This window comes from Dyella sp. AtDHG13, assembly GCF_003201105.1.
Classification (GTDB): Bacteria; Pseudomonadota; Gammaproteobacteria; order Xanthomonadales; family Rhodanobacteraceae; genus Dyella; species Dyella jiangningensis_B.
Map to the genome: position 1 here is coordinate 102,187 of NZ_QICJ01000003.1, position 15,459 is coordinate 117,645.

At 67.8% G+C, this 15,459-nt stretch carries 16 protein-coding genes; 9 read left to right on the forward strand and 7 right to left on the reverse strand.

From position 1 onward, the window contains the following. Positions 1-49: 49 nt before the first annotated feature. Positions 50-946 carry a phosphoribosylaminoimidazolesuccinocarboxamide synthase gene (locus tag BDW41_RS06440; RefSeq protein ID WP_074546325.1) on the reverse strand — a complete coding sequence of 299 codons (897 nt, stop codon included), beginning with the start codon at positions 944-946 and terminating at the stop codon, positions 50-52. Between the two features lie 195 nt (positions 947-1,141). On the opposite strand from BDW41_RS06440, the gene BDW41_RS06445 reads away from it, so the two are divergent. The 3 genes from BDW41_RS06445 to rpe all read left to right on the forward strand — a co-directional run bounded on the left by BDW41_RS06445 (position 1,142) and on the right by rpe (position 3,067). Further along, entirely contained in the window at positions 1,142-1,495 is a 354-nt protein-coding gene (locus BDW41_RS06445; protein WP_083337469.1) for a c-type cytochrome, read from the forward strand. Beyond that, complete coding sequence (djlA, locus tag BDW41_RS06450) at positions 1,492-2,298, forward strand: co-chaperone DjlA (RefSeq protein WP_074546323.1); 807 nt, start codon at positions 1,492-1,494, stop codon at positions 2,296-2,298. Before BDW41_RS06445 ends, djlA begins: the two co-directional genes overlap by 4 nt. Before the next feature lie 88 nt (positions 2,299-2,386). After that, complete coding sequence (gene rpe / locus BDW41_RS06455; protein ID WP_074546322.1) at positions 2,387-3,067, forward strand: ribulose-phosphate 3-epimerase; 681 nt, start codon at positions 2,387-2,389, stop codon at positions 3,065-3,067. Between the two features lie 252 nt (positions 3,068-3,319). Here rpe and BDW41_RS23845 read toward each other — a convergent pair whose 3' ends face one another. Further along, positions 3,320-3,448, reverse strand: coding sequence for a hypothetical protein (locus tag BDW41_RS23845; protein WP_255412961.1), 129 nt, complete (start codon positions 3,446-3,448; stop codon positions 3,320-3,322). A 378-nt stretch (positions 3,449-3,826) separates the two neighbouring features. Between BDW41_RS23845 and pdsR the strand changes: the two genes are divergently transcribed. The 3 genes from pdsR to BDW41_RS06470 are packed head-to-tail and all read left to right on the forward strand — an operon-like array spanning position 3,827 to position 7,138. Then, positions 3,827-4,516, forward strand: coding sequence for a proteobacterial dedicated sortase system response regulator (pdsR, locus tag BDW41_RS06460; RefSeq protein ID WP_074546320.1), 690 nt, complete (start codon positions 3,827-3,829; stop codon positions 4,514-4,516). Continuing rightward, a complete protein-coding gene (locus BDW41_RS06465) occupies positions 4,516-5,103 on the forward strand; it encodes a hypothetical protein (protein WP_074546318.1) in 588 nt (195 codons plus the stop codon). The genes pdsR and BDW41_RS06465 overlap by 1 nt, the downstream gene beginning before the upstream one ends. Before the next feature lie 25 nt (positions 5,104-5,128). After that, positions 5,129-7,138, forward strand: coding sequence for an ATP-binding protein (locus BDW41_RS06470; protein WP_074546316.1), 2,010 nt, complete (start codon positions 5,129-5,131; stop codon positions 7,136-7,138). A 94-nt stretch (positions 7,139-7,232) separates the two neighbouring features. Here BDW41_RS06470 and BDW41_RS06475 read toward each other — a convergent pair whose 3' ends face one another. Beyond that, positions 7,233-8,411 (reverse strand): LppP/LprE family lipoprotein, encoded by a 1,179-nt coding sequence (locus BDW41_RS06475; RefSeq protein WP_074546314.1) that lies wholly within the window; start codon positions 8,409-8,411, stop codon positions 7,233-7,235. 172 nt (positions 8,412-8,583) lie between these two features. On the opposite strand from BDW41_RS06475, the gene trpE reads away from it, so the two are divergent. The 3 genes from trpE (at position 8,584) to BDW41_RS06490 (ending at position 11,139) form a co-directional block, all read left to right on the forward strand. Beyond that, a complete protein-coding gene (gene trpE, locus BDW41_RS06480; protein ID WP_074546312.1) occupies positions 8,584-10,059 on the forward strand; it encodes an anthranilate synthase component I in 1,476 nt (491 codons plus the stop codon). Position 10,060: 1 nt separating this feature from the next. Continuing rightward, positions 10,061-10,768 (forward strand): hypothetical protein, encoded by a 708-nt coding sequence (locus BDW41_RS06485; protein WP_233496796.1) that lies wholly within the window; start codon positions 10,061-10,063, stop codon positions 10,766-10,768. Between the two features lie 134 nt (positions 10,769-10,902). Beyond that, complete coding sequence (locus BDW41_RS06490) at positions 10,903-11,139, forward strand: hypothetical protein (RefSeq protein ID WP_074546310.1); 237 nt, start codon at positions 10,903-10,905, stop codon at positions 11,137-11,139. Between the two features lies 1 nt (position 11,140). Here the strand turns inward: BDW41_RS06490 and BDW41_RS06495 are convergent, their stop codons facing one another. The 4 genes from BDW41_RS06495 to lysA form a co-directional block, all read right to left on the reverse strand. Beyond that, the gene (locus BDW41_RS06495; RefSeq protein WP_074546307.1) at positions 11,141-12,193 is read right to left on the reverse strand and encodes a serine hydrolase domain-containing protein; all 1,053 of its coding nucleotides are present in this window, start codon (positions 12,191-12,193) and stop codon (positions 11,141-11,143) included. A gap of 80 nt (positions 12,194-12,273) precedes the next feature. Continuing rightward, complete coding sequence (locus BDW41_RS06500) at positions 12,274-12,993, reverse strand: M15 family metallopeptidase (RefSeq protein ID WP_083337468.1); 720 nt, start codon at positions 12,991-12,993, stop codon at positions 12,274-12,276. Further along, positions 12,983-14,191 carry a dipeptidase gene (locus tag BDW41_RS06505; RefSeq protein ID WP_074546304.1) on the reverse strand — a complete coding sequence of 403 codons (1,209 nt, stop codon included), beginning with the start codon at positions 14,189-14,191 and terminating at the stop codon, positions 12,983-12,985. Before BDW41_RS06505 ends, BDW41_RS06500 begins: the two co-directional genes overlap by 11 nt. Continuing rightward, complete coding sequence (lysA, locus tag BDW41_RS06510) at positions 14,188-15,453, reverse strand: diaminopimelate decarboxylase (RefSeq protein ID WP_074546301.1); 1,266 nt, start codon at positions 15,451-15,453, stop codon at positions 14,188-14,190. The genes BDW41_RS06505 and lysA overlap by 4 nt, the downstream gene beginning before the upstream one ends. Between the last annotated feature and the right edge of the window lie 6 nt (positions 15,454-15,459).

Genomic DNA, 15,459 nt, shown 5'->3' on the forward strand with positions numbered 1-15,459 from the left:
GAAAAGGTTGAGGATCAGTCATGCAGCACAGCTGGGCGTGCCGGTGCGCTCAGTCCAGCGTGATGTCGGCCAGGCGCTGCAGCGCCTCGGCATACTTGGCGGACGTGGCGGCGATCACATCGGCAGGCACGTGCGGGCCGGGCGCCTTCTTGTTCCAGTCCAGCGTCTCCAGGTAGTCGCGCACGAACTGCTTGTCGTAGCTCGGCGGGCTGATGCCGACCTGGTAGGAGTCGGCCGGCCAGAAACGCGAGGAGTCCGGCGTGAGCATCTCGTCCATCACGTAGAGCTTGCCGTACTCGTCGGTGCCGAACTCGAACTTGGTGTCGGCGATGATGATGCCGCGCTCGGCCGCATACGCCGCCGCCCACTTGTAGATGGACAGCGTGGCCTCGCGCACCTGCTCGGCGAGTTCCGGACCCACGGCGGCCACCACCGCATCGAAGCTCACGTTCTCGTCGTGGTCGCCCACGGCGGCCTTGGTCGACGGCGTGAAGATCGGCTCCGGCAGCTGCTGCGCCTGCTTCAGGCCGGCCGGCAGCTGGATGCCGCACAGCGCGCCGGTGGCCTGGTAGTCCTTCCAGCCCGAGCCGATGAGGTAGCCGCGCGCGATGGCTTCCACCGGCACCGGCTTCAGGCGGCGCGTGACCACGGCGCGCTTCTCGTACAGCTTCAGGTCGGTGCCGGCGGGCAGCACGTCGGCCAGCGGCACGTCGAGCAGGTGGTTGGGCACCAGGTGCGCCGTCTTGGCGAACCAGAAGTTGGAAATCTGCGTGAGCATCTCGCCCTTGCCCGGGATCGGATCGGGCAGCACCACGTCGAACGCCGAAAGGCGGTCGCTGGCCACGATCAGCAAGCGATTCTCGGGCAACGCATAGACGTCGCGCACCTTGCCGCGGTGGATCAGGTCCAGGCCCGGGAGGTTCGATTGCAGCAGGGTAGTGGGCACGGTCGTTCGCTCCTGGGTGGCCGGCCTGCGGGGCAGGGCGGGAAAACGGGGAAGACGGGCCGGAACGGGCCGGCGATCAAGCGGACGATTGTAACGGCTGCCACCGGCCCGCGCGGACTTGCTGCGAGAGGGCATGCCCCGGCGGCCATGGCGGCGGCTGCTAGAATCGGCGCTTTTTGAGCCCGGGTCGTTGTCATGGTCCAGCCGCGCCGCCACACATGGCTAGTCCGCACCCTCGCCACCGCTGTGCTGGCGTGGGGCGCGCTGGCGCCGGCGCATGCCGCGCCGCCGTCCAAACCCGCACGGCTGGGTCTGTGCGCGGCCTGCCATGGCGAAACCGGCATGGCGCAGATTCCCGGCGCGCCCAATCTCGCCGGCCAGAAGCTGGATTACCTGCGCGAGGCGCTCAAGCAATACCGCGATGGCCGCCGCAACGTGCCGTTGATGCGCGCGGCGATCGGCCCCGTGAGCGACGCCGACCTCGATGAACTGGCGCGCTGGTACAGCGCGCAAACGCTGTCCGTGCCCTCCAACCAAGGCAACCCATGAATTTCACCTGGACCATCTGGCTCGCCCTGCTCGGCCTGATCTTCGGCCACGGCCTGCCCGGCGCCGTGGTGGGCGGCATCTCCGGCTTCATCATCGACAGCCTGCGCCAGGGCCAGCGCCGCCGCGCCACGCCGGAAGCGGGCGGGTACATCAGCCCGCTGTTCGCCCTGCTGGGCGCAGTGGCGAAATCCGATGGCCGCGTGTCGGAGGCGGAAATCGCCGTCGCCGAGCGCCTCATGCAGCGCATGGGCCTGGAGCACGATCAGCGCAAGCAGGCCATCACCGCCTTCAACGCGGGCAAGCAGCCGGAATTCAACGTGACCCCGGCCATCGAGGAACTGCGCCGCTGGGTGGGCCTGCGCCGCGACCACGCCTTCCCCGTGCTGGACGTGGTGATCGAAACCGTGCTGGCCGAAGGCAACCCACCGCCGGAAAAGATGGCCATCCTGCGCCAGCTCGCCTTCGCGCTGCGCGTGAGCGACATGGAACTGATGGCGCTGATGGCCATGAAGGGCTACGCCTGGAACGCCACCGGCGGCTCGCGCGGCTATGGTTCGCGCGGCAACGGCGGCTACGTGCCGCCCCAGCGCAACACGCAGGGGCCCGACCCGTACACGGTGCTGGGCATCGCGCGCGACGTCGACGACCGCGCGGTCAAGCGCGCCTACCGCAAGCTGATTTCCGAACACCATCCCGACCGCCTGGGCGACCTGCCCGAAGCCATGCGCAAGCAGGCCGAGGCGCGCGCCAGCGAGATCAATGCCGCCTACGAGCGCATCAAGGCCGAGCGCGGGTTCAAATGAGCAGGGAATAGGGAATCGAGAATGGGGAATAGGGCGAGGTGCTACGCTTTCGCTATTCCCTATTCTCCATTCCCGATTCCCTCCGCCCATGAGCAAGCAATCCAACGTCATCGCCCCCTCCATCCTCTCCGCCGACTTCGCGCGCCTGGGCGAGGACACCGCCAAGGCTCTGGCCGCCGGCGCGGACTGGGTGCATTTCGACGTGATGGACAACCACTACGTGCCCAACCTCACCATGGGGCCGATGGTGCTCAAGGCATTGCGCGATTACGGCATCACCGCGCCCATCGACGTGCACCTGATGGTGAAGCCGGTGGACCGCATCGTGCCGGACTTCGCCAAGGCGGGCGCCAGCGTGATCAGCTTTCACCCGGAAGCCAGCGAACATGTGGACCGCACCATCGGCCTGATCAAGGATTCGGGCTGCCAGGCCGGCCTGGTGTTCAACCCGGCCACGCCGCTGTCCTGGCTCGACTACGTGATGGACAAGCTGGACCTGATCCTGCTGATGTCGGTGAACCCGGGCTTCGGCGGGCAGAAGTTCATCCCCTCCGCGCTGGACAAGCTGCGCGAAGTGCGCCGCCGCATCGACGAGAGCGGCCGCCCCATTCGCCTGGAGATCGACGGCGGCGTCACCGCGGCGAATATCGGCGAGATCTCCGCCGCGGGCGCGGACACCTTCGTGGCGGGCTCCGCCATCTTCAACGCGCCGGACTACCAGGCCGTGATCGAGGCCATGCACAAACAGCTGGCCGCGGTGGGCGGCTGATCAAACCCGGACAAGAAAATCCCGGCGCGCGAGCGCCGGGACAAGTTTCGTCGGAACGACGTGTGAGGAGACCACACGACGGCCGGTGATCCACGGCAAGAACCATCGACCGTCAGGAAAACAGACCGAAAAATTACGGAATGGTTCCCGTTATTGCGTCGTCACCTTGCGATAGCGCTTTGTTAACGCGCAAAAAAATCCCCGCCACGAAGGGCGGGGAAGGAACGTGCCTGGAGGAATGAAGCGGTTGTTTCAGACGGGCTGCCAGTCGGGGTCGGGTTCATCCGCCCCGGCGGCCGGCACGCTTCCGTGCGCGCCGGCCGCTTCCAAGGCTTCCACGGCGGAAGAGAGGAAAGGATCGTTCAGGTCGATGTCGTTCATGTGCGGTCTCCTCAGTGCAGGCTCATGACCAGCCCCAGCAGCAGACCGCCCAGGGCCAGCACCACGCGCAGGGGCTCGAAGCCGCGCAGTTCGGCATTGGGGTCGACGTTGGGCTGGCCGGTGGGACGCATGGACGAAGTTTCCTGATTGGACCGCTCCATTGGGCGACGCCCGGCGGGCAGGGTGCCGGGCCCGAATGTGGCAAAACGCGGGCAAGATCGGCCCGTCCACGGGCGGGCGGCCAGGCCTGTGAACCATGCACGTCCGGGTGTGGCGCCGCGCCGATCCGGCATGGCGAAACGCGGGCAGTGCGCGCGGACGGCTTGCGCCGCGTGGGCTCAGGCTGCACGCTGCGCCGTCGCCAACTCGGAGTGAACCATGGGCCGCAGTATCGCCATCGTCGAAGACGAACCGCTGATCCGCGCGAACTACGTCGAAGCACTGACCCGCTTCGGCTATGAAACGCGCGGCTACGGCTCGCGGCAGGAAGCCTCCAGCGCCTTCGCCATGCGCCTGCCCGAACTGGTCATCATCGACATCGGCCTGGGCGACGAGCCCGAGGGCGGTTTCGACCTGTGCCGCGAACTGCGCGCCAAGTCGGCCACGCTGCCGATCATCTTCCTCACCGCGCGCGATTCCGACTTCGACGTGATCTCCGGCCTGCGCCTGGGCGCGGACGACTACCTCAGCAAGGACACCAGCCTGCACCAGCTGGCCGCGCGCATCGCGGCCCTGTTCCGCCGCATCGAATCGCTCAAGGTGCCCGCCAGCAGCGAGACGGTGATCGAGCATGGCCCGCTCAAGCTCGAATCCGAGCGCATGCGCATCACTTGGAACAACGAGGAGATCCCGCTCACCGTCACCGAGTTCTGGATGGTGCACACGCTGGTGCGCTTCCCCGGTCACGTGAAGAACCGCGACCAGCTGATGCGCGAAGCGGAACTGGTGGTGGACGACGCCACCATCACCTCGCACATCAAGCGCATCCGCAAGAAGTTCATCGCCGTGGCGCCGGAGTTCGACGCCATCGAGACGGTGCATGGCGTGGGTTATCGGTGGAAGCCTTGATGAAGCGTTGGTGTTGGGGCTTGCTGCTGTTGCTGGTGATGTCGGCCGCGCAGGCGGCAAGCGGAGAAAAGGCGGCCTCGGTCTCGGGGCCAGCCGATCGCGATATTCCTGCCTGGACGGTGCGCACGGATGTGCCCGACGGTTGGACCCAGGATTGCTGCATGTACGCCAAGGCGATCGGCGTGAACCTCGTGCTTTACAAGGGCGAGTGGACGGGCGAGCCTGATCGCGTGATGGTGCTCAACGTATGGCCGTCCAAACTGTCCTCGCTGGAAGCCGAGATGCAGGAGGATCGTCACCACTATCTCGACCGCGACGCGAAGGGCAAGGTCAGCGACTTCGTGCTGGACAACAAGGGGATGCCTTGTCGCGGCGTGCTGTACGAAGGCGCCGACCGCAAGGACGACGCGGTGGTGTTCTGCGATCCTGGCCTCGCCACCGGCATCCGCTTGAGCTGGTCGATGACGTTGGCGCACGACGACGCGCAGAAGCAGGAGCTGCTTGCGCTGTTCCGGCACGTCTCCGAACAAACGCGCTACCTCAAGCAGGAATCCGCAAAATCAGGCGTCGCCAAGGCGCAGCATTGAGCCGCGTTTTCGGTATCGTCGCCGCATGACCCTCCGCCGCAAACTCCTGCTCGTCGCCCTCTGCACGCTGGCCCTGCCGGTGGCCGGCTGGCTGTACGTGCGTCAGATGGAAACCCTGCTGCGCGAAGGGCAGGCACAGGCGCTCACCGCCTCCGCGCGCGCGATGGCGCGCAGCCTGGTGGTCACCGATGCGCCGCTGCCGCCCGCGGGGCCCGTGTGGTACGTGCAGGAGGCGACCAACCCCATCACCATCGACGGCTACGGCGACGACTGGGCGCCGATGACGCCGTGGAGCCAGCCGCTGGACAAGCGCGGCAAGCTGCTGCTCGCCGCCGACGCGGACTGGCTCTACGTGTACGCCGAGGTGCGCGGCGCGCAGCGCACCCGCGCCGAGGTGGATGACCCCGGCGCCTTGCGCGCGGATCATCTCGTGCTGAGCCTGGGCAACGGCGCGCAATCGCGCCGCTTCCTGATCGCCAGCGCGGCGCCGGGGCCGGTCACGCCTCGTCCGCTCGATCCGCCGGTGGACGGCCTGCCCACGCGCGTCACCGCGCAATGGCAGGAGGACGGCAGCGGTTATCGCGTGGAGCTCCGCGTGCCGCGCAAGGGGATCGACGCCCTGGGGCTGGCCGTGTTCGATCCGGCGACGGGCGGCGATCCCGAGGCGGTGCAGAGTCATCCGCTGGTGACGTATTCGAAGGCCTTGTCGAAAGAACTGGGCCTGCTGGCGCTGGATGGCGTGCAGGCGCGCGTGCTCGCGCCGCAGGGCTGGCTGCTGGCACAGACCGGCCATCTGGCGACGCCTGCCACGGCGCCGGGCGATCAGCCGGGCTGGTTTGCGTCCCTCGTCTATCGCTCGCTGCTGGCCAACCAGGTCGACGACGCGGAGCTGTGGACACAGGACGTGCCTCGCCTGGATGTGGCCGAAGTGCGCGAAGCCAGCGCCGGCAAGCCGGCCACCTTGTGGCGGCAGGGCGAGGCGCGCGGCAGCGTGGTGCTCGCGGCGGCGGTGCCGATCGAGCGCGATGGCCAGGTGCGCGGCGTGCTGCTGCTAGAGCAGGCTAGCCGCGCGGTGCCGCTGTTGGCCAATCGCGCCTTGCTGGGCCTGCTGCTGACGAGCTTCGGCGTACTGCTGGTGGCGGGTGCGATCCTGCTGACCTTCGCCACTCGCCTGAGCATTCGCCTCGGTCGCCTGCGCGATGCGGCCGAGCGCGCGCAATTGAACGATGGACGTCTGGACGGCCCGTTCCCGATGACCTCTTCCGAAGACGAGATCGGCGACCTGGCCCGCAGCTTCGAGCGCCTGTTCGAGGTAGTGGGCGGCTATACCGACTACCTGCGCACGCTGGCGTCCAAGCTGTCGCATGAGCTCAATACGCCGCTGGCCATCGTGAAATCCTCGCTCGACAACCTGGAGCACGCCTTGCAGGCCGAGCGGCCCATCCCGCCCGACGCGCAGCCTTACCTGCTGCGCGCGCGCGACGGCGTGGCGCGGCTGGGCATGCTGGTGCGCGCGATGAGCGAGGCGAGCCGCATGGAGCGCGCCATTGCCGCCGCCGAGCCGGAAGACGTGGATCTGGTCGCGGTGGTGCGCGGCTGCAGCGATGCGTATCGCCCGCTGGCCGGCACGCGGCGGATGGAAACCGTGCTGCCCGATGAGCCGATGACCATGCACTGCGCGCCGGAACTCATCGCGCAGGCGCTGGACAAGCTGTTCGACAACGCCCTGTCGTTCACGCCCGACGGCGGCTGGCTGCGGCTGACCTTGCGCGCCACCGGTTTTGGCGCGGAAATCGAACTGGCGAACCAGGGCCCGCCGCTACCCGCGGCGATGCAGGGCCGCCTGTTCGATTCACTGGTGAGCCTGCGCGACAAGGCCACGCCCGGCGATGCGCCGCACCTTGGCCTGGGCTTGTATGTGGTGCGTCTGGTTGCCGAACGCCACGGCGGCGTGGCGATGGCGCGCAACCTGGAAGACGGCAGCGGCGTGGCCTTCACCCTGCAACTGCACGGCATGCCGCGCCAACGGCTTTAGAGCGAGGAGTGAGTAAAGAGGAGTGAGAAGTGAGAGAGAGCGTCGGGCTTGCCGGCTCTTCTCTCACTTCTCACTCCTCTTCACTCACTTCTGGCTATTTCATTTCACCCAGCGTCCAGCCACCGCCGCCGGGCATTACGGCGAACTGCCGCACGGTGGTTGCGGCGCAGGCGGCGGGTTTGTCGGTGCAGGCGGCGTAGGTGACGCGCAGGTGCTGGTCGTCGACCAGGTCGAAATCCGCGAGTTTCGTGTTGGCCATGCTGGCGGCGGTGTCGAGCACGGTGCCGATGAATACGCCGTTGTGGAACACGTACAGCTGCATCGCGCTGGGCTGGCATTGCTCGTCGACAGCCACGGCGGCTTCGGCCACATAGGTGTCGCCCTTGCGCTGCGCGCGGCCGGTCAGCAGGCGCTCGCCGGTGAGCAGGAAGCGATCCTCGTCGTTCTTCGGCGTGGCAGTGCGGGCAAGGCACTGGGTGCCGGTGGCCGCTCCGGGCGCGTTTTGCGACAACGGCTTCAGCGGCCGGGGAACATAGGCCTGCGCCACGGGAGCCGGGGCCGGGCGGTGCATCCACATCAGCAGGGCCGTGGCGCTGAGGATCACCGCGAGCACGGCCACCGCCCGGCCCTGCAGGGCCGGACGCGGCTTCAGGTAGACCAGCGCGCACACGGCCAGCAGCAGGGCGAAGGGCGCCACGGGATGCCACGCCAAGGCCAGCACGGCGACCAGGGCCGCGAAGATGGCGGCGAAGGAGAAGGATTTCTTCGCTGGCGCGGCCGCCGGAGCGACGGGCAGCGGCGGCGGTTCATGGGATGCGGGCGCGTGGGTTCGCGGCTCCGTCGTTCCTGCATCGGCGGCCGTGCCGTGCGCCTGTGGCGGCAACGGCGGTGGTTCCTCCGCATCGGGCTCGGGTGTCCAGGCGAACCAGGTCTGCCCGCCGTCGTGGCACCACTGGTCGCCGGCTTCGGCGTAGCGGCTCAGCGAGTCCTCCGGCAAGGGGCCGCGCACCTGGTTGTCGCGCCGCAGCCAGATCAGGCGATCGCTGTCCGGCCATACGTCCGCTTCCGCGCCCATGCCGCGCAGCTGGGCGGCTTGCATGTCGGCGGTTGCGTCATCCAGGCCGCGCCGGATGATTAGCGGCGCCCGCGCGAACACGCGCTCGCGGAACCCTGCCATCTCCATGCCGAAGGCCGCGGCCATGCGCTCGTGCACGGCGGCCGCGTCCTGGCCTTCGAGCAGGCGGCCGGAAAGTACCAGGCAACGGTGGTCCATACCCATCGATTTCCCCTGCGGATGCCGTCACTGCATCGATGCCGCAAGGTTAGGCGCGCCGGCGCGGGCGAACAAGCGGACTCTTTCTTAGCGCCGGCCGGCCTTGGGCTTCGGTTCGCCGGCCCCCTGCGCCTACAATGGCCGTTCAAGCTTGGCCATCCGGATCCCCCACGTGATTTCCCGAGACGATTTCGACGCGCTGGCAGCGCAGGGTCATACCCGCATCCCGCTGGTGCGCGAGGTGTTTTCCGACCTCGACACGCCGCTGTCGGTGTACCTGAAGCTGGCCGACGGCCCGTACACCTTCCTGTTCGAATCGGTCGAGGGCGGCGCGACCTGGGGCCGTTACTCCATCATCGGCCTGCCGGCGAAGCGCGTGTACCGCCTGCGCGGCCATGAGCTGGAAGTGGAAGATGCCGGCGAGGTGACCGAGCGCCGCCACGTGGCCGATCCGCTGGCCGAGATCGAAAACCTGCGCAAGCAGTACGACGTGCCGCGCCTGCCGCAACTGCCGGCCTTCAGCGGTGGCCTGGTGGGTTACTTCGGCTTCGAGACCATCGGTTACATCGAGCCGCGCCTGGCGAAGTGGGATCGCCCCGACGAGCTGGGCACGCCCGACGTGCTGCTGATGCTGGCCGAGGAAGTCGCCGTGTTCGACAACCTCAAGGGCCGCCTCTACCTGATCGTGCATGCCGACCCCTCGCAGCCGCACGCCTATGCCCAGGCCCAGCGCCGGCTTGACGCGCTGGTCTACCGCCTGCGCCAGAGCGGCGTGTCGTACCCGCAGCTCAACCAGGGCACGGCGCTGGACGAGGGCGACTTCAAGTCCTCCTTCACCAAGGAGGAATTCGAGGCGATGGTGGAGCGCGCGAAGGAATACATCCGCGCCGGCGACATCTTCCAGGTGGTGCCCTCGCAGCGCCTGAGCGTGGGCTTCAATGCGCGGCCGGTGGACGTGTACCGCGCGTTGCGTGCGCTCAACCCTTCGCCATACATGTATTTCGTGGACCTGGGCCAGACGCAGATCGTCGGTTCCTCGCCGGAGATCCTGGCGCGCCTGAAAGACGGCAAGGTCGTCGTGCGCCCGCTGGCCGGCACGCGCAAGCGCGGCGCCACCGAAGAGGAAGACCAGGCGCTGGAAGCCGAACTGCTGGCCGACCCGAAGGAGCGCGCCGAGCACGTGATGCTGATCGATCTGGGCCGCAACGACATCGGCCGCATCAGCGAAACCGGCAGCGTGGAAGTGAGCGAATCGTTCGTGGTCGAGCGCTATTCGCACGTCATGCACATCGTCTCGCAGGTGCAGGGCAAGGTTCGCCCCGACGTCGGCTACATGGACGTGCTCAAGGCCACGTTTCCGGCGGGCACGCTCAGCGGCGCGCCCAAGATCCGTGCGCTGGAGATCATCCAGGAGCTGGAGCCGTACAAGCGCAACATCTACGCCGGCGCCATCGGCTGGATCGGCTGGTGGGGCGACGCGGACACGGCCATCGCCATCCGCACGGCCGTGATCCAGGATGGACGTCTGCACGTGCAGGCGGGCGCGGGCATCGTCTACGACTCCGATCCGGCGTCGGAGTGGGAAGAGACCATGAACAAGGGCCGCGCGCTGTTCCGCGCCGTAGCCCAGGCCGCCAAGGGGCTTTGACATGGGCGGCATGCGGCGGCGCGCGACGTGGACCTGTGCCCTGGGCCTGGGCAGCACGCTGCTGCTGACGCCGCTGCATGCGCGCGAGCCCGAGACGGCGCCGGCGTGGCGCGACGATGCTACCTCCCGGCTCGAGGCCCTGGCCCTGCTGCAGACGCTCAACGCCGAACTGCTCAGCCATCCCAGCGCCACGCTGACCTTGGAGCGCTGGTGCGGCGAACACCACCTGGCGCCGGAAGCGAAGATCGTCGCCGAACGCGTCAAGGGCGAAGACAAGCCGCTGCCCGCCGACGGGCGCAGCCAGTTGCAGATCGGCGCCGACGAACCCGTGCGCTATCGCCGCGTGCAGCTCGCCTGCGGCAATCACGTGCTGTCCGAAGCGGACAACTGGTACGTGCCCGCGCGCCTCACCGAGGCGATGAACCGCGAACTCGACACCACCGACACGCCGTTCGGCAAGGTGGTGCAGGCGCTGCACTTCCGCCGGCAGACGCTGTCGGCGGAGCTGCTGTGGCCGCCGCTGCCGCAGGGCTGGGAGAACGAGCCCAGCCTGACTGCCGCTACGGGCACCGCGCTTGCCATCCCGCACCATGTGCTGCAGCACCGCGCGGTGTTGTTCGATCAGTCGAACCAGCCCTTCAGCCTGGTGGTGGAGAGCTACACCTCGCAGGTGCTCGCCTTTCCCGCAGCCTCGCCGCATCGGCCCTGAGTCAGCGATCGCGGCCCTCGGTTGGCCCCCTTTTGTATTTCAGATTTCTCCCATGCTTTGGCGAGTCCTCGCTCACTACCTTGTCGGCATTCCGAATCAACGCCGTTGGCCAACGCCCGGCACGGAGGTCGCACATGGTTGCCGCTGTTGTCGTCGAATACGCCGTGGCCCGCAAGCAGGGCGAGGGCTGGAACGTGTTGCGCAACGGCGCGCCGATCGGCCGTCGTTACGTGCTGGTGAGCGCGCTGGAACTCGCCACGCATCTGGCCGAACGCGAGGCGTCCCGCAGTGGGCAAGGCACCCGCGTGGTGATGGATCGCCAGGACACGCACCGGTTGCCGGGCTTTCGTCCCTGGCGCCGGGCGGCGTGATTCACTTCGGCAGAAACAGCTGGCCGATGGCGAGTGCGGTGGGGTAAGGCTCTGGATCGTTGCGGTTGCTGAGCAGGATCACCGTGAGGTGCTGCTTGGGCCAGCGGATGATGACGTTGCGAAAGCCCATGCTTTCGCCGGAGTGCCACCGCACGTCGCCGTGGATGCGCCAGCCGAAGCCGTAGCTGTCGACGTCGGTTTCGCCACTCACCTTGTTCTGCGGGCTGAAGGCGAGCTGGCGGGAGGCATCCGACAGCAGGCGGTGGTCGTACAGCGCGGCATCCCACTTGGCCAGGTCATCGATGGACGAGTAGATGCCGCCGTCTCCGCGCGTGGCGCTGGTGGGGCTCTGGTCGGTCCGCACCCAATGGCCGTTCTCTTCGCTGTAGCCGTAGGCGCGGTGCGCGACCTCGTGCTGGTCGTGCACGTAGAGCAGGGTGTGCGCCATGCCCAGGGGCTGGAAGATGTTCTTCGCCATGAAGTCCTGCAGCGTCTGCCCCGACGCGCGTTCCACGATCAGGCCCAGCAGCACGTAGCCGCCGTTGCTGTAGCGATACGAGCTGCCCGGCGCGAAATAGCTGCGCGGCTCGGCGGCCAGCATGCGCAGCACATCCGCATCGCTGATCTGCGCGGTCTGGTCGGCGGGCATCAGGTCTTCGTAGTCGATCAGGCCGCCGCCGTGGCTGAGCAGCTGGCGGATGGTGATCTGCTCATGAGCCGCGGGCAGTTCCGGCAGCCAGTGGCGCACGTGGTCGTCCAGGCTCAGCTTGCCGCGTTCGGCCAGCAGGAGAATCGCGGCCGCGGTGAACTGCTTGCTCACGGAGGCGAGCCGATAGTTGGTTTGCGGCGTCGCGGCCTCGTGCGTTTCCAGGTGTGCGTAGCCGTAGCCGCGTTCGACCAGCGGCTTGCCGTCCTTGATCACCAGCAGCGACGCGCCAGGCACGTCACCTTGATAGCGGGCCATCAGGGCATCGACGTCGGCGGTGGTGTCCTTGGCGTGGACAAGCCCTGCCGTGAGCAGGAGGCTGGCAAACAGGGACGTGAGCTTGCGCATGAGTTCAGGCCTCGTGATCCGTAAGGCGTGCTTGCGGGAACGTGTGGAATGACGGGCAAAGGGTTGTTCTTCACGCCGCACTACTGCACCGGCACGTCATAGATGACGTTGGGCGTGGGTTCGGGCGCGAGCGTGTAGTGCCACCATTCCATCGCGTAGTTGCGGAAGCCTTCGCGCTCCATGGCGCGCTTGAGCACGTCGCGGTTCGCGTGCTGCGCGGGCGTGGCTTCCGGCGAGTCTGTGTTGGCGAGCGTGCCGAAGTAGTCGAAGTCGGTGCCCATGTCGAGCGGCGTGCAACGCGCGTCCTGCGCATCGCATTGCATCAGAGTGAGGTCCACCGTCGCCCCGCGGCTGTGGCCGGAGACCGGCGCGATGTAGTCGCCCAGCAGGGCGCTCTTGTCGAGCCTGGGATAGTGCGCGGCCTTGGTGCGCTGATCCGACAGGTCGCCGGCCCAGCGCACGAAGTGCTTCACGGCGCGCGCCGGCCGGTAGCAGTCGAACACTTTCAACCGCTGGTGGCTGGCGCGCAGGTCGCGTTCCACGCGCGCCAGTGCTTCCGCGGCTGGCTTGAGCAGCAGGCACTTGGATGCGAGATAGCCATCCACCGGCGCACCGACGAAGTTGTCGCTGCCGGCGTACTTGATGTCCTCGGCGATATCGGGCGCAAGCTGGCGGATATCGACCAGGCCGGCCTGGGCCGCTGTCGTCGCGGGCGACAGGGCCGGCGTGCCGTCGGCGTGCGCGAGCGGCGGCAGCACGGCCAGCGCCAGCGCGGCGAACGTGGCGAGCTCAGCCCGCATGGTTCGCCGTCGCCCGCCGAGTCACCTCACCCCACACGCGCAGCAGGTTGCCGCCCCAGATCTTGGCGATGTCCGCATCGCTGAAGCCGGCGCGGCGGAGGGCGGCGGTGACGTTGCGCGTCTGCGTGGCGTCGTTCCAGCCGGCGAGGCCGCCGCCACCGTCGAAATCCGAGGCAATGCCGACGTGGTCGACGCCGGCCACCTCGACCATGTGCTTGATGTGCGCGACGTAGTCGTCCACGGTGGGCGGCGGCAGGGCCGCGTCGATCCGCTTCATGCCTTCGATGTAGGCGGGCGTGTATTCGAGCTTCTCGCTGTCGAACTCCTTGTCGCCAGCCTGCTTGGCCACTTGCGCCTGCAAGGCCTTCACGGCGAGTTCGCGCGCGGGGTCGAGGCGGATGAACTCCTGCACCGCCACGGCCTGGATAACGCCGCCCTTGGCGGCGATGGCGCGCAGCAGGTCGTCGGAGAGATTGCGCGGATGGTTGTCCAGCACGCGCGAGGAAGAGTGCGACGCGATCACCGGCGAGGTGGACAAGGCCAGCACCTCGCGCACGCAGGCATCGGAGGAGTGCGAGACGTCCACCATGATGCCGAGCTGGTTGGCGCGCTTGACCACGCTGCGGCCGAAATCGGTGATGCCGTATTCGGGCAGCGGCGTGTCGCCCAGGTGCGCTTCCGGCGTGGAGCTGCTGCACAGGTCGTTGTTGCCCATGTGGGCCAGGCCGACATAGCGCGCGCCGCGCTGGAAGGCGGTATCCAGGTTCTTGATGTCATGGCCCAGCGAATAGCCGTTCTCCACGCCGATCATCGCCGAGAGACGGCCCGCGGCCTTGTTGGCCCGCACATCGTCGGGCGTGCGGGCCAGGCGGATCTGGTCGGGATAGGCCTTCAGCATCAGGTCGATGCCGTCGTACTTGGTTTTCGCCTGCGCCACCGCCTGCGCCCAGCCGGCGGGCGTCAGCGGGCCCTGATCCACGTAGACGATGAAGAACACGGCGTCGAGTCCGCCGCGGCGCATCTTGTCCAGATCCACCTGCAGCGGCGTGGCTTTGCCCACGTCGAAGCGAGCTTCGCGCATGTATGCAAAAGGAATGTCCACATGCGTGTCGAGGGTGATGGGCGGATCCTGCTGCGCGAGGGCGGCGCTGCTGCCAAGCGCGAGCGCCAGTGCGATACCGAGCGAGCCAATCTTCATGCGGTCTCCCAATGCTTGGCCGGCTGTTCGCCGGCGACCATGTCTTCAAAACGCTGTCGTTGCCGCACCACGGCGTAGCGCCCCGCATCCACCATGACCTCGGCGGCGAGCGGGCGCGAGTTGTAGGTGGACGCCATGGAGGCGCCATAGGCGCCCGCCGTGCGGATCATCAGCAGGTCGCCGGGCGCGCAGGTGGGCAGGGCGCGATTGCGCGCGAAGGTGTCGCCGGTTTCGCAGACGGGACCCACGATGTCATAGGTGGTCATCGGGTGTGTGTTTTCCGCGACCGGCACGATGTCGTGCCACGCATCGTACAGGGCGGGGCGGGCAAGGTCGTTCATCGCTGCGTCGAGCACCAGGAAGTTGCGCTGGTCGCCGTGCTTGGTGCGGATGACGCGAGTGAGCAGTACGCCGGCTTCGCCGACCAGGTAGCGGCCGGGCTCCAGCAGAAGGCGGCCTTCAAAGCCGGCGAGCGCTTCGCGCACGATGGCGATGTAGTCGGCGGCGTCCACCGGTTGGTCGTGGCCTTCGCGGTAGCACACGCCCAGCCCGCCACCCGCATCGATGCTGTGGATCGGATGCCCTTGCGCGACCAGCTCGCGCCAGAACGCCGCCACGCGCTGCAATGCTTCCCGGAACGGCCCAAGGCTGAGGACCTGCGATCCGATATGCACATGCAGTCCATCGAGCTGGACATGGCTCAGTTCGTGTCGTGATGCGAACCAGCGGCGCGCCTCGTCGATGCTCACGCCGAACTTGTTCTCCGCCTTGCCAGTGGAAATCTTGGCGTGGGTGAGCGCGTCCACGTCAGGGTTGATGCGAACGGCCGCCCGAGCCACCGTGCCGCGGGCGCGCGCCACGCGTTGCAGGGTGAGCAGTTCGTCGTGCGATTCCACGTTGAAACGGAGGATGCCGGCGGCAAGCGCCTCGTCCATTTCCGATGCGCTCTTGCCCACGCCGGAGAACACGATGCGTTCCGCCGGTATGCCTGCCTGCAGCGCGCGCCACAGCTCGCCAGCGGAAACGATGTCCGCGCCCACGCCATGCTCGTGCATGAAGCCGAGCACGCCGCGATTGGAATTGGCCTTTACGGCAAAGCAGATCAGGGCGTCCATGCCATGCAGCGCCGCCTGCAAGGAACGGATGCGCTCCCGGATTGCGCTGGCCGAATACACGTACAGCGGCGTGCCAAGCCGTGCGGTCAGTGCGTCGAGACTGACGCCATCGAGCGAGGCACGGGGAGCAACCGTTGCGAGGGTCATGGATGT

Excerpts from the sequence above, each read along its gene's own strand:
- BDW41_RS06445 (WP_083337469.1), top strand. The coding sequence starts at position 1,142 with ATGGTCCAGCCGCGCCGCCACACATGGCTAGTCCGCACCCTCGCCACC.
- pdsR (WP_074546320.1), top strand. The coding sequence starts at position 3,827 with ATGGGCCGCAGTATCGCCATCGTCGAAGACGAACCGCTGATCCGCGCG.
- rpe (WP_074546322.1), top strand. The coding sequence starts at position 2,387 with ATGAGCAAGCAATCCAACGTCATCGCCCCCTCCATCCTCTCCGCCGAC.
- BDW41_RS06470 (WP_074546316.1), top strand. The coding sequence starts at position 5,129 with ATGACCCTCCGCCGCAAACTCCTGCTCGTCGCCCTCTGCACGCTGGCC.
- BDW41_RS06485 (WP_233496796.1), top strand. The coding sequence starts at position 10,061 with ATGGGCGGCATGCGGCGGCGCGCGACGTGGACCTGTGCCCTGGGCCTG.
- BDW41_RS06475 (WP_074546314.1), bottom strand. The coding sequence starts at position 8,411 with ATGGACCACCGTTGCCTGGTACTTTCCGGCCGCCTGCTCGAAGGCCAG.
- BDW41_RS06490 (WP_074546310.1), top strand. The coding sequence starts at position 10,903 with ATGGTTGCCGCTGTTGTCGTCGAATACGCCGTGGCCCGCAAGCAGGGC.
- BDW41_RS06465 (WP_074546318.1), top strand. The coding sequence starts at position 4,516 with ATGAAGCGTTGGTGTTGGGGCTTGCTGCTGTTGCTGGTGATGTCGGCC.
- lysA (WP_074546301.1), bottom strand. The coding sequence starts at position 15,453 with ATGACCCTCGCAACGGTTGCTCCCCGTGCCTCGCTCGATGGCGTCAGT.
- BDW41_RS06495 (WP_074546307.1), bottom strand. The coding sequence starts at position 12,193 with ATGCGCAAGCTCACGTCCCTGTTTGCCAGCCTCCTGCTCACGGCAGGG.
- BDW41_RS06500 (WP_083337468.1), bottom strand. The coding sequence starts at position 12,993 with ATGCGGGCTGAGCTCGCCACGTTCGCCGCGCTGGCGCTGGCCGTGCTG.
- djlA (WP_074546323.1), top strand. The coding sequence starts at position 1,492 with ATGAATTTCACCTGGACCATCTGGCTCGCCCTGCTCGGCCTGATCTTC.
- BDW41_RS06505 (WP_074546304.1), bottom strand. The coding sequence starts at position 14,191 with ATGAAGATTGGCTCGCTCGGTATCGCACTGGCGCTCGCGCTTGGCAGC.
- BDW41_RS23845 (WP_255412961.1), bottom strand. The coding sequence starts at position 3,448 with ATGAACGACATCGACCTGAACGATCCTTTCCTCTCTTCCGCCGTGGAA.